Origin of the sequence: Gordonia sp. OPL2 (assembly GCF_003797825.1) — a bacterium.
In the GTDB taxonomy this organism is placed as follows: domain Bacteria; phylum Actinomycetota; class Actinomycetes; order Mycobacteriales; family Mycobacteriaceae; genus Gordonia.
The window spans coordinates 1-12,770 of the sequence record NZ_RKME01000008.1; the positions used below are offsets into that span (position 1 = coordinate 1).

At 67.0% G+C, this 12,770-nt stretch carries 10 protein-coding genes and 2 riboswitches; of the genes, 4 read left to right on the forward strand and 6 right to left on the reverse strand.

Annotation, left to right across the window (positions count from 1 at the left end; translation table 11 throughout):
* Nucleotides 1-323 precede the first annotated feature (323 nt).
* On the reverse strand, nt 324-1,178 hold the full coding sequence (locus EEB19_RS10355) for an alpha/beta fold hydrolase (RefSeq protein ID WP_187585867.1): 855 nt from the start codon (nt 1,176-1,178) through the stop codon (nt 324-326).
* Between the two features lie 72 nt (nt 1,179-1,250).
* Between EEB19_RS10355 and EEB19_RS10360 the strand changes: the two genes are divergently transcribed.
* The 4 genes from EEB19_RS10360 to EEB19_RS10375 all read left to right on the forward strand — a co-directional run bounded on the left by EEB19_RS10360 (nt 1,251) and on the right by EEB19_RS10375 (nt 5,076).
* A complete protein-coding gene (locus EEB19_RS10360) occupies nt 1,251-1,853 on the forward strand; it encodes a TetR/AcrR family transcriptional regulator (RefSeq protein ID WP_187585869.1) in 603 nt (200 codons plus the stop codon).
* Between the two features lie 108 nt (nt 1,854-1,961).
* Nucleotides 1,962-2,040: riboswitch (cobalamin riboswitch) on the forward strand.
* 66 nt (nt 2,041-2,106) lie between these two features.
* Nucleotides 2,107-3,168: an ABC transporter substrate-binding protein gene (locus tag EEB19_RS10365; protein WP_187585871.1), complete on the forward strand. Its 1,062-nt coding sequence runs from the start codon at nt 2,107-2,109 to the stop codon at nt 3,166-3,168.
* Between the two features lie 110 nt (nt 3,169-3,278).
* Nucleotides 3,279-4,256, forward strand: coding sequence for an iron ABC transporter permease (locus EEB19_RS10370; protein ID WP_187586143.1), 978 nt, complete (start codon nt 3,279-3,281; stop codon nt 4,254-4,256).
* A 25-nt stretch (nt 4,257-4,281) separates the two neighbouring features.
* A complete protein-coding gene (locus tag EEB19_RS10375) occupies nt 4,282-5,076 on the forward strand; it encodes an ABC transporter ATP-binding protein (protein ID WP_187585873.1) in 795 nt (264 codons plus the stop codon).
* Here the strand turns inward: EEB19_RS10375 and EEB19_RS10380 are convergent.
* From EEB19_RS10380 to betT, 5 genes are all read right to left on the reverse strand, one after another.
* Nucleotides 5,070-6,128 carry an ABC transporter substrate-binding protein gene (locus EEB19_RS10380; RefSeq protein WP_262365564.1) on the reverse strand — a complete coding sequence of 353 codons (1,059 nt, stop codon included), beginning with the start codon at nt 6,126-6,128 and terminating at the stop codon, nt 5,070-5,072. The two genes, EEB19_RS10375 and EEB19_RS10380, sit on opposite strands and share 7 nt — an antisense overlap.
* Nucleotides 6,129-6,182: 54 nt before the next feature.
* A riboswitch (cobalamin riboswitch) is annotated at nt 6,183-6,291 on the reverse strand.
* A 32-nt stretch (nt 6,292-6,323) separates the two neighbouring features.
* Nucleotides 6,324-7,244, reverse strand: a complete 921-nt coding sequence (locus EEB19_RS10385) for a DUF5996 family protein (protein ID WP_187585875.1) — start codon at nt 7,242-7,244, stop codon at nt 6,324-6,326.
* Nucleotides 7,244-8,812: a GMC family oxidoreductase gene (locus tag EEB19_RS10390; RefSeq protein ID WP_187585877.1), complete on the reverse strand. Its 1,569-nt coding sequence runs from the start codon at nt 8,810-8,812 to the stop codon at nt 7,244-7,246. The genes EEB19_RS10385 and EEB19_RS10390 overlap by 1 nt, the downstream gene beginning before the upstream one ends.
* Nucleotides 8,809-10,323, reverse strand: coding sequence for an aldehyde dehydrogenase family protein (locus EEB19_RS10395; RefSeq protein ID WP_187585879.1), 1,515 nt, complete (start codon nt 10,321-10,323; stop codon nt 8,809-8,811). The genes EEB19_RS10390 and EEB19_RS10395 overlap by 4 nt, the downstream gene beginning before the upstream one ends.
* Nucleotides 10,320-12,473, reverse strand: coding sequence for a choline BCCT transporter BetT (gene betT / locus EEB19_RS10400; RefSeq protein ID WP_187585881.1), 2,154 nt, complete (start codon nt 12,471-12,473; stop codon nt 10,320-10,322). Before betT ends, EEB19_RS10395 begins: the two co-directional genes overlap by 4 nt.
* Between the last annotated feature and the right edge of the window lie 297 nt (nt 12,474-12,770).

A 12,770-nucleotide genomic window follows, 5' to 3' on the forward strand; every position in this document is an offset into this window, starting at 1 on the left:
CCATCGAACCCCGAGACGTCGCCTAACCAAACACCGGCCAACCAGGGTCGCAACCACCGACCCCATTCCAGCATGCCCCAGGGGGTCAGCTACCCAACTCACCTCACCGAACTCTTCGGATCAGGGACCACCTGGTGGGTGACGCTCGCAAGCTCGCTCCTCAGGGACCACCTGGTGGGTGACGCTCGCAAGCTCGCTCCTCAGGGATCACTTACACCGGTCCCTGAGGAGCCTCGCGAGGAACGAGCGAGGCGTCACGAAGGGTTCGTCTGTTCTGTGGTGTGGACGTGCGGAACGAAGCGCCGGCGAAGTGGCTCGAAGGGTCACACCCGGGTCGACGCCGCCACGATCGCGTCGGCGACCGCGGCCGGCTCGTCCAGCGAGACGAAGGTGCGTGCGCCCGGAACGTCGATGAAACGCGAGTCGCCGAAGACGGCGGCGAACCGACGCCCGTGCTCGGGGGTGAAGCAGCGGTCGTCGGCGCCCCAGACCATCGTCACCGGGAGCGTCACCCGCGACATCCGAGGCGTGACCGCGGCCAGTTCGGCGGGATCGATCTTCTTCAGAAAGGCGATGAGGTCGTCACGAATCCGGGCGTCGGTGCGCAGTGGCTGAAACACCGACCAGGTGAGGTCGGGGTCGGGGTGGGCGAGCAGGAGACCGACGCCGAGCGGCGAATGCCGCAGAGCGCGGAATCGCATGGATTCGATCAGCGGCTTGAGCAGAGGGCGCTGACGCAGTAGCGCGAACAGCAACCGGAACGGCTGCGGTGGGAACAGGTCGAACGCATCGCAGTTGGTGAAGACGAGCGCACGGACGAACTCGGGGTCGGCGTCGAGCGCGAATTGGGTGACCGCGCCGCCGGTGTCGTTGGCCACCAACGTCGCGTCGGAGAGATTCAGTTCCGCGACGAACTCACGCACGAGGGTCGCCGCGCCGCGCGGGCTGCGGTCGGCCTGGGAACCCCAGGGGATGTGATGCGATCCCAACGGGAGTGTCGGTGCGTAACAGCGATATCCGGCGTCGGCCAGCAGTTCGGCGACGGGTTGCCACAGGCGGTGGTCGACCGCGACGCCGTGTACGAAGACGACCGGTGGGTGGTCCGAGTCCTCCGGTCCGTAGGTCGCGTACTCGATGGTGCCGGAGGGGAGTGTGATGGTCGTGATCGTCGCGGTCATGGTCACGTGGCCTTTCGATTAGGCTGATCGTCAACTTACGAACACTTGGTATGAAAGTTACGTGCAACCTGTATGAAAGTCAATCGTCGTACGCAGGCGGAACGGACCGCCGCCACCCGGTCAGCGCTCATCGGTGCGGGCCGCACCCTCTTCGGTGAGCACGGCTACGCCGCCGTCGGGACGCAGGCCATCGTCGACGCCGCCGGGGTGACGCGCGGCGCGCTCTATCACCAATTCGACGACAAGAAGGGTCTGTTCACCGCGGTCTACGACCACGTCGAGCAGGACATCACGGCGGAGATCGCTGATCGAGTCGGCGAGCTCGCACTCACCGATCCGGTCGCGGCACTCAAGGCCGGAGTCCGCGTGTTCCTGGAGCGCGTGACCGACCCGGCCCTGCATCAGATCTCGTTGGTCGACGCGCCGTCGGTCCTCGGGTGGAGCGAGTGGCGGGCCCGTGGTGAGGAGTTCGGATTCGCCCTCATCGAAGGCATCCTGCAGGCGGCGATCGCGGTCGGCCAGATCGAGGACCAGCCGGTGCGTCCGATCGCTCACGTCGCGATCGGGGCGCTCGACGAGTCGGCGCTGTATGTGGCGGCGGCCGACGACAAGGATGCCGCCACCGCCGAGGTACTCGTCGTGCTCGACCGGATCATCGACTCGTTCGTGGGGTGAGCGAGGGGCGCACGGCCTCGCGTGGCGATGCAGCCCGATCCGGGCAATCTGGACGCGACCGGTGCGCGGTAAGGTGACGGCGGCCGCTCTGCGGCACCGATCGTCGAGGGAATCCGGTGCGAATCCGGAACTGACGCGCAACGGTGAGTGCTCTGCCCTGGTTCGGGCAGGGGGCGAGTCCGATTACTGGATCGATCGGGTCAGGTTCACCTGGGCTCCGCGAGTGAGCTCATGACCAGAAAGTTCTGCACTTATGCGCATGTCAGCGACCCGCTGCGCCATCGTCCTCGCCGCCTCGGCGCTCGTGTTCTCCGGATGCGGCAGTACGGACTCCGACTCCGACGACGGGTCGTCGGCCGGTGCGGGTGCCGGTGGCTATCCGCTGAGTATCGAGAACTGTGGGCGCACCGTCACCGTCGATGGCCCGCCGGAGCGGGTGGTATCGCTCAATCAGGCGTCCACCGAGATCCTCTTGTCTCTCGGACTCGCCGACCGGATGGTGGGCACCGCGACCTGGACCGACCCGGTGCGGGAGAACCTCGCCGCCGCCAACGCATCGGTGCCTCGCCTTGCCGACACGAAGCCGTCCCTCGAGACCGTTCTGAACGCGGAGCCGGACTTCGTCACCGCTTCGTTCGGCTCGTCCATCGGCGACGGCGGGACGGCCGGGCGGGACCAGTACGAGAAACTCGGTCTGCCGACCTATCTCTCGCCCACCGACAACGGGTGCTCGGGCCAGGTGTCGTCGGCGTCCAATGCCGATGGTGCGCGCACAACGCCCTACAGCATGGACAGCGTGTATCAGGAGATCCGGGATCTCGCTGCGATCTTCGATGTCCGTGACCGCGGTGAGAAGTTCGTCGGCGAGTTGCAGGACCGCTACGCGAAGGCGTCGGGCTCGACCGATGCGAAGGGAGTGTCGCTGGCGTACTGGTTCGCCGACACCAACACCCCGTACATGGCCGGGTGTTGCGGCTCGTCCGGCGCGATCACGAAGGCGGTCGGCGCGACGAACGTCTTCGCCGACACCACCGACGAGTGGCCGCAGGTGACGTGGGAGACGGTCGCCGACCGAAATCCGACGGCCATCGTGATGGCGGACCTGAGCCGACGAAGCATCGACGGCGATGCACTCGAGAGCAAGATCGCGTTCCTCGAGTCCAATCCGGTCACCTCCCAGATGCAGGCTGTGCGCGAGAAGCGCTACATCATCGTCAATGGCGCGGACATGAATCCGACCATCCGTACCGTCGACGGTGTGGAAAAGGTCTCCGCCGCACTCCAGAAGTGGAATCTAGCCACGCCGCAATCATGAACGCGCCCGTAGCCGAATCAGATGCCTCGACCGGATCGCCTGGGGCGGCACGAGGGCGCAGACCGCTGACCGAATCGACGACCGTCCTCGCCGGAACCCTCGTCGGCGGGATGGTCGTGCTGGTGCTGTCGATCGCGGTGACCGTCACCATCGGGCCCGCGAACCTGTCTGTGCGGGACGTGTATGCGGCGATTCTCGACCACTGGGGGATCGGGAACTCGGGATTGACCCGTCTGCAGGACGGCATCGTCTGGGAGTTGCGACTACCTCGGACGTTGCTCGCCGCCGTGTGTGGTGCGGGACTCGCCCTCTGTGGTGCGATCATGCAGTCGCTTCTGCGCAACCCGCTGGCCGATCCGTTCGTGCTCGGTATCTCCTCGGGTGCCTCGACCGGCGCCGTGTCGGTCGCGGTGCTCGGCGTCGGTGGTGGTCTGCTCTCGTTGTCCACCGGCGCCTTCGTCGGTGCAGTGGTGGCCTTCGTGGCGGTCATCGCGCTGGCCGCCGGTGCGGGTGGTGGAACCGCGAAGGTCATCCTCGCGGGAGTCGCAGGGACACAGCTGTTCTCCGCGCTCACGTCGTTCATCGTGATGTCGTCGGCCGACGCCGAGCAGACTCGTGGTGTCTTGTTCTGGCTACTCGGTTCACTCAGCGGCGCCGACTGGACCGACGTCGTACTCTGCGGGGCCGTCACGCTCTTCGGCATCGTCGTGTGCCTGGCCGTGTCGTCGTCGTTGGACGCGTTCACATTCGGCAACTCGGCAGCGGCGTCGCTGGGCGTGTCGGTCCGACGGATTCGGATCGTGCTGCTGACGGTGACGGCGCTGATCACCGCGTCGCTGGTGAGCGCGGCGGGCGCCATCGGATTCGTCGGACTGGTCCTGCCGCATGCGGCTCGGTTCCTCGTCGGCCCGCGCCACGGTCGGCTGCTGCCTGCGACCGCACTGATCGGTGCGATCTTCATGGTGTGGGTCGACGCAGTGGCCCGGACGCTGTTCGCGCCGCAGGAGATCCCGGTCGGTGTGGTGACAGCACTGGTCGGGGTTCCGGCGTTCGCCCTGATCCTCTTCCGGATGCGAGGTACCCCGTGACCGATCGTGGTCGGAGGTACTGCTGATGCCTCTGCACGCCAAGCACATCGGCTGGAGCCGAGGCGGGAGCCTGGTCCTCGACGGGGTGACCGTCGAGCCGCATCCCGGCGAGACCATCGGACTTCTCGGCCCGAACGGGTCGGGCAAGTCGTCGCTCCTCGGCGTCCTCGCCGGCGTTCACCGGCCGGACTCCGGCCACGTGTTGCTGAACGACACCGACATCCGTTCCCTCCGTCGGCGTCAGATCGCACGGCGCGTCGCGACCGTCGAGCAGCAGGTCGACACCGAGGTGGACATCACGGTCACCGATGTCGTCCGCCTGGGCAGGATTCCGCATCGCGGGACATTCGGTGGCGATGACGCCGCCGACGCCTCGGCGATCGAGCAGGCGCTGCGCCACACCGGCATGCTCGACCATCGACATCGTCGGTGGCACACGCTGTCCGGCGGCGAGCGCCAACGCGTGCAGATCGCTCGTGCACTGGCTCAGGAACCCGACGAACTGCTTCTCGACGAGCCGACGAATCATCTCGACATCTCTCATCAACTCGAGTTGCTGGCGCTGGTCTCCGCGTTGCCGATGACCAGCTACGTGGCCCTGCACGACCTCAATCTCGCGGCGATGTTCTGCGATCGCGTCGTCGTCCTGGACCGAGGATCGGTTGTGGCGATGGGCATTCCGGCGGCCGTGATCACCGAGGAACTCGTCGAGCACGTGTATTCGGTTCGGGCACAGGTCACCGTCGACGACGGGATCCCGCAGATCAACTATCGGCGGGCGGTGAGTACCCGGACGGCCGGGTCACGTTCGCGTCACTGACCGAATGACTGCAACCCTGCCGCCAGCTTTTCCACTGCATCGACTTCCCGGATGCCGGGATCGAGTTCGGAACCGCTGAGCACCACGTATCGCTGACCACGGACGGCATCGAGCCGACTCGTCACCGGGTTCGAGGCCAAGAACGCCTTCTTCGTGTCCAGCGAATCTCCCTCGATGCGCTTGCGGCTGAGGTCGCCCAGCACGAGGACAGACGGATTGCGGTCGGCGACCGATTCCCAGCTCACCTCCGGCCAGTCCTCCCGAGCATCGGCGAACACGTTGGTGGTACCGGTCTCGTTCGCGTACAGCCCTGGAGCGGAACAACATCCGGCCATGTACGGGGTGTCGATACCGGAGAACCAGAACGCGATCGTCGGGGACTGCCCGTCGGGCACCGCCTCTGCGGCCTGCGCGGTCGCCGCATCCATCCGACCCCGCAGCTCGGAAACCAGAGCGGCGCCACGATCGCGGACATCGAAGATGGCGGCGAGTTCCCGGATCTCCTGATACAGGGTGTCGATGGTCAGCGGCGCGGTGCGGGTCACCGTCTCGCCGTCGACCGTGGCATCGACACACACCGACGGCGACTGGTAGGTCGGTACTCCCAGCTGTGCGAATGGCGCGCGATCGGCGACGACACCGGGAGTGAACGTATGTGCGCTCGCCGACGTCACCAGATCGGGATCGGTGGCGAGCACCGTCTCCAGCGACGGGTCGTTGTCTGCCAGCCTCGGCACCTGTGCGTTCGCCGCGGCCAGCTGGGGAAGAACCGGGTCGAACCAGGTGGACGTCCCGACCATCCTGTCCTGGAGGCCGAGTGACAACAGGATCTCGGTGGAACTCTGGTAGAGCGACACGGTGCGTTGCGGAGGCCCGTCGAAGGTGACCTTCTCGCCGCAGTTCTCGATCGTCAGAGGGTAGGTCGTCGCACCGGTGGCCTCGAGATCGGGTGTGCTCGGAGTACTTGTGGAGTCGTCCGAGGCGCCGCATCCGGTCAGGAGCAACTGCATCGAACAGGCGATGGCGGGGACGACCTTGGACCAGCGGGGCACGGCAGCTGCCTTCTTCAGGGGCCCGTGCGCGGGGCCCGTGGACAGGGTTCGGCTCGTCGAGACACCGCATCCCGGAGGCATTCGGACTCGGGGACACCCATACCGTTGCGCGTCAGTTCCGGATTCTCACCGGATTCCCCTGCCGGGACCGGCTCACTGTAGCAAGTCGGACAAGGCCCGCTTCGTCGTCCGCGGTCACCGTTCGAGCGCGGATCGATCCCAGCCGCCGGCGTCGGCGGCCGCCACGTAGGTGCTCTGCAGGAACTCGAGGAGCAGGGCATCGGGGTCGGCGGCCTCGCGAACGGCCGTGTACGGCAGCAGGAACTCGCCGAGCGACTCGTCGAAGGATGCGGCGTCGGGGCCGACCCGAGCCGCACGGAACCCGTCGGGTTCGGGATACGCGTACGAGTAGAAGCTGCCCTCGCCGTCCGGGCCTGGCCAGTATCCGGCGCTGCTGACCTCGTGCGAATACGCCTCCCACATCACGTGCGGACCGCAGTTGGGCGCTCCACCGGGATGCTTCGGTGCGGATCGACCCGAGAAACGGGTGACGGCGAGATCGCAGGCACCCCAGAAGAAGTGGGATGGACTCACCTTGCCGACATAGCACGATCGGAACTCGTCGAAGACGCGATTCATCTGAACAAGGGCGAGCCAGAACCGGTGCACCGCGTCGGCGTCGTAGGCGACGTGATCGCGGTCGGCGTCGAACGGGATGGCGTCGGGTATCTCGACCGGCATGGTCCAGATGTCCGTCTGCAGACCCAGCTCGTCGAGCATGTCCATGACATCGCGATAGAAGTCGGCGATCGGGCGTTCGCGCAGCGGCAGGGAGCGCTCCCGGCCGTCGGTGGTGGTGATGACCAGACGGTGGTCGACGAAGTCGAGGTCGATCGTGAAACCACGACTGCCATACGGGACGAGGCCGGTGGTCAGTCCGCGACTCGAGACGTACAGGACGACGTTCCACCAGTGACTCATGAGCGCGGTGTTGGCCATCCGGACCTTACCCACGATCTGCGTCATCAGTTGGAGGGTGTCCCGCGTCTGGGACCACTCCTCGACCGGTATCGCCGGCCACGCCGACTCGGGCGTCGAGATCTGCGCTCCTGACATCAGTCCCTCTCCGCGGCGACGAGTTCGGCGCACCGCTCGCCGACCAGCATCACGGTGATGTTGGGGTTGACCGTCGTGTGTGCGGGGAACACCGAGGCGTCGGCGACGCGCAAGCCGTCCACGCCCTTCACCCGTAGTTCCGGGTCGAGCGGCGACATCGCGTCGTCGGCCGGGCCCATCCGGACGGTTCCCACCGGGTGATAGACGGTGTTGTGGGTGCGGCGGATGTAATCGGCGAGGTCGTTGTCGGACACCGCGTCGGGACCGGGATACAGTTCTCGGGCAACCCATTCCGTGAGCGGCGCCGCGGCGGCGATCTCGCGTGCCTTGCGGATTCCCGCGATCATCACCCGCATGTCATGACCGTCGGGATCGGTGAAGTAGCGGGGGTCGACACGTGGCTTGTCGCGGAAATCGCGGGACCTCAGACGTACCGTCCCGCGGGATCGGGCGTGGGTGACGTTGGGCGTGAGGCAGAAGGTGTTCTCGCTGGTGGGGTAGCCCTGCCGCAGCGTGTGCATGTCGAACGGGACACTGCCGTAGTGCATCATCAGGTCGGGCCGGTCGAGCCCGTCGGTGGTGGTCGTGAAGATTCCCGCCTCCCACCACTGTGTGGACTCCCGGATCATCGGCCGGGTGGTCTCGAAACCGATCACCCCCTCGGGGTGGTCCTGCAGGTTCGCGCCGACGCCGGGCGAGTCGACGAGGACGTCGAGGCCGTGTTCGCGGAGATGCACGGTGGGGCCGATCCCGGACAGCATCAACAACTTCGGGGTGTCGATCGCTCCGGTCGAGACGATCACCTCGCGGTCGGCATGTACCGTGGTCGTCCTGCCGAAGGCGTTGTCGGTGATGTCGACGCCGACGGCGCGCAGTCCCGCCGACGTGCGCTCGATGACGATCCGCTTTGCCCAGGCGCCGGTGCGGATCGTGAGGTTCGGGCGGTCCAGGATCGGATGCAGATAACTCACCGACGAGGAGGACCGGACCCCATCCGGTCGGCGATTGATCTGGAAGAAGTTGGCGCCGTTGATCACTGTGGTCCCGGTGTTGAACTCAGTGCGGGGGATGCCGACGGACTCGCACGCGTCGAGTACCGCGACCCCGCACGGATCGTTCGGCGGCACCGTCATCAGGTGGACCGGGCCGCTGCGACCATGATGCTCGCCAGGTGCGTCGTTGGTCTCGATCTGCGGATACAGTCGGTACACCGACTCCGAACCCCAACCGGTGCATCCGTGGACGCGCTCCCAATCGTCGAGATCCTCGCGCGGCGCCCAGAACGCGATACAGCTGTTGTGGGAACTGCACCCGCCCAACACCTTCGCGCGCGCATGCCGCATGAAGTCGTTGCCGTTCTCCTGCGGTTCGATCGGGTAGTCCCAGTCGTATCCCGACTCGAGGAGCTCCATCCACCGGTCGAGTTGCAAGATGGCGTCGTCGCCGACATCCGACGGACCGGCCTCGAGCAGACAGACTGTGACGTCGGGATTCTCGGACAGCCGGGAAGCCACCGCGGCACCGGCCGAGCCGCCTCCGACGACCACGTAGTCGAAGGTGTCGCTCACGCCTGTCCTCCTCGATCGACGAACCAACCGGTCACTGCCGGTCGGAGGTTCTCGTACACATGCTTGGCCTCGCGATACTCGTCGAGTCCCGACGGGCCGAGTTCGCGGCCGACGCCCGAGTGTCCGAACCCGCCCCACTCGGCTTGGGGGAGATACGGTCCGAAGTCGTTGACCCACACCGTCCCGTGCCGCAGACGGGCGGCGACGCGCCGCGCGCGGGCTGCATCCGACGACCACACGGCCCCGGCGAGCCCGTACTCGGTGTCATTGGCGATGGTCACCGCCTCGTCCTCGGTGGTGAACGTCTCGACGGTGACGGTCGGGCCGAATGCCTCGTCGTGGACGCACGCCATCGACCTGTCGGCGTCGTCGATCACGGTCGGCAGATAGAACCAGCCGTCGTCGAGATCGCCCGAACCCTGGTCGCCGGTGGCGAATCGGCCGCCGGTGCGGATGGTGGCGCCGTCGCTGCGCGCCTGCTCGACGTAGGCGTGGACCTTGTCGCGGTGCGCCTTCGAGATGAGCGGTCCGGTCTCGGTGCCGTCGGCGAACGGGAGACCCAGGCGAATCTGCTCGGCGCGGCGCACGAGTTCGTCGACGAAACGGTCGTGTGCCGACTCCTCGACGACGAGTCGTGCACCCGCCGAACATACTTGGCCCGAGTGCAGGAACGCGGCGTTGAGCGCGTTGTCGACGGCGGCGGCGAGACGGTCGTCGGTGTCGCACGCGTCGGCGAAGATGACGTTGGGATTCTTCCCACCCAGCTCGAGGGCGACCTTCTTGACGGTCGCGGCGGCCTCGCGGGCGATGACCTTTCCGGTCGCCAGGCCGCCGGTGAACGACACCAGGTCGACGTCGGGATGCGACGAGAGCGGCGCGCCGGCCGTGGCACCCGCGCCGGTGATCAGGTTCGCGACGCCCGGCGGGAGACCGAGGTCGTCGAGCACCCGCATGATCAGGATCGACGTGTGCGGGGTGAGTTCGGCGGGTTTGAGGACGAAGGTGTTCCCGGCGGCGAGCGCGGGTGCGATCTTCCAGGCCGCCTGCAGCAGTGGATAATTCCACGGAGTGATCATGCCGCACACGCCGACCGGCTCGTAGACGATGCGGGAGTCGACGTCGGGGGAGCCGGCGTCGACGACCCGCCCGGCGTCGTCGGCGGCCAGCTTGCCGAAGTAGCGGAAACAGTTGGCGATGTCGGTCATGTCGAGATCGGACTCGTAGGGCCGTTTCCCGGTGTCGAGGGTCTCGGCACGGACGAACTCGTCGCGGCGGGCGTCGATCTGGTCGGCCACCCGCAGCAGCAGGTCACCGCGCTCGGCGGCCGGTGTCGCGCGCCATACGCCCGCATCGAACGCGTTTCGCGCGGCCGCGATTGCGGCCTCGGTGTCGTCGGCGCCGGCCTCGGACACCACGGCAACCGGGGAGTTGTCTGCGGGACAACGGATCTCCCGTGTGTCGCCGGACGCAGCACCTCGCCAGGCGCCGTCGATGAACAGGGTGTCGGTCATGGGGCCGGGGTTCCTTCGGGATCGCTGTCGGGGACATCGGCCACGGTATCCGTCGTCTGATGACCGTTCGCGGACCGACGCAAGTGCAGGTAACCGAGATGCCGCTCGTACTGGTCGAGGACGTCGCCGATGATCTGCTCCTTGCCGTACCCGTTGAGCGAGTAGCCCTGCGACCCCTCCGACAGGTAGACCTCGCACCGGAAGTACCGATCATCGGAACGCTGCGACAGCACCGCGTAGGTCGGTGTCGGCGCCGACACCGGCCACACGCAGTAGTCGAACCGGGGCTCGTGGGCGAGGTCGACGATGAGCCGGGGCGAGGGGAGACCCTCGTTGCTGGCCGACTCGTCGACCGTCGCGGTGATGCCCTCCTTCGCGAACTCACCCGCCACCTCGCGCATCGCCGGGAGGATCGTTCGCGTGATGAACCGATCGGTCGCGGCGGGACCCGGGTAACGCAGGGTGCCGAGCAGTCGCTGTCGCCAGCTGCCGTGCTCGGCGGGGCCACGTCCGGCGGCGATGACCTTCGGCAGGGTCGTCCGATAGCTGTCGGTCTTGTAGGACTCGTTGCGGACCGAACGCAGCAGTGAGACACCGATGAGGGCGAGGACGAACGAGAACGGCAGACCCATGATCACCGTCGCCGCCTGCAGGGTGAGGATCGATCCGTCGGCGCCACCGGCGAACAGCATCGACAAGGTCAGCAGGCCGATGGCGAGGGACCAGAAGATGCGCAGCGAACGCGCACAGTCGGCCATCGGGTCCGGGAGTCGGGAGGTGAAGTTGCCCATCACGAGTGAACCGGAGTCGGCGCTGGTCACGTAGAACAGCAGCCCGGTGATGGTCGCGACCCCGATGAGCAGCGGCGCGCCCGGATACTGCTCGAGGAGCGTGTAGAAGCCCGCCTCCGGTGTCGAGGCGGTGACCTCGGCGAACGTCGCATCGCCGCGCGCGACCTCGAGCGCGCTGTTCCCGAAGATCGAGATCCACAGCAGGATGAAGCTGAACGGGACGACGAGCACGCCGAACACGAACTGACGCAACGTGCGGCCGCGCGAGATGCGGGCCAGGAACAGCCCGACGAACGGCGCCCACGCCACCCACCACGCCCAGAAGAACAGGGTCCACCCGTCGACGAACGCAGTGGCGTCGTTGCCCGGCGGTGGGTTGATCTGATCCCAGGCGAACGTGTCCAGGGTGCGGTCGAGGAAGGTCGAGATGTAGTCGCCGGTGTTCTGCGCCAGACCGTTGAGCAGGAAGTCGGAACGACCCGCGACGAGGATGTAGACGAGCAGGAGGATCGCGAGCACTACATTGAGTTCGGAGAGCCGTCGGATGCCCTTGTCGACGCCGGAGGTCGCCGACGCCGTCGCGATCACCACCGACAGCACGATCAGTCCGATCTGAGCGGCCTTCCCCTGCGGAATGCCGAAGATCTCGTTGAGTCCGAAGTTGAGCTGCACGACCCCGATCCCGAGGGACGTTGCGATCCCGAAGATGGTGCCGAGCACGGCGGCCACGTCGATGGCATCACCCCAGCGTCCCTCGACGCGTTTGCCGAAGATCGGATAGAGGGCCGCGCGGATCGTCAGCGGCAGATTGTGGCGGAACGCGAAGTAGGCCAGAGCGCCGCCCATCAGGGCGTACATCGCCCATCCGGTGACGCCGTAGTGGAACACCGTCCAGGTGACCGCCTCCCGGGCGGCCTCGTTGGTCTCCGCGGGTCCCACCGGTGGCGTGAGGAAATGCGTGACCGGTTCGGCGACCGAGAAGAACATGAGGTCGATGCCGATGCCGGCGGCGAAGAGCATCGCGGTCCAGGTGAAGAGGCTGTACTCGGGCCGCGATTCCTCGGGCCCGAGGCGATAGCGGCCGTATCGGCTGACGCCCAGGAAGACGACCAGGGCGACGATCCCGGTCGCGAGGATGAAGTACCACCAGCCGAACCACTGTGTGATGAAATCCCGGACGTCGCCGATGACGGTCTCGGCGGCCTCCGGCGCGGCGAGTGCCCAGATCGCGAAGGCGAGCACGATGGCCGCCGACGTGCCGAAGACGACCCGGTTCGTCGTACCCCGAGCAGCCTCGGGGTGTGTTTCGGCGGGCGGTTCGGACAGCGGTTCGGAATGAGGTGCAGCGCCGTCATCCATTTGTGGGAGATTACTCGGAATGTCCGTTTCCGGAGCGGATCGGCGAACTGCGACCCGCGCTCCGGCTGACCTGCTCGGAACCCGCGGGTGGGGCCGGATCACGCGCGTCGTCGGCGGCTCGCGGTCCCGCAGCGGTCCTGCAGTGCACCGGTGTCGGCCGAGGACGCCCGCGCGGAGGTCTTCTTCACGCCCGTTCGCTGTCGGCGTAGCGGCCATGGAACACAGCCCCCACGTGCATGGTTGTACTGCGCAGATCCCCGCCGAAGCAGTAACAGAAATGTCCCTGGAGCGACGTTA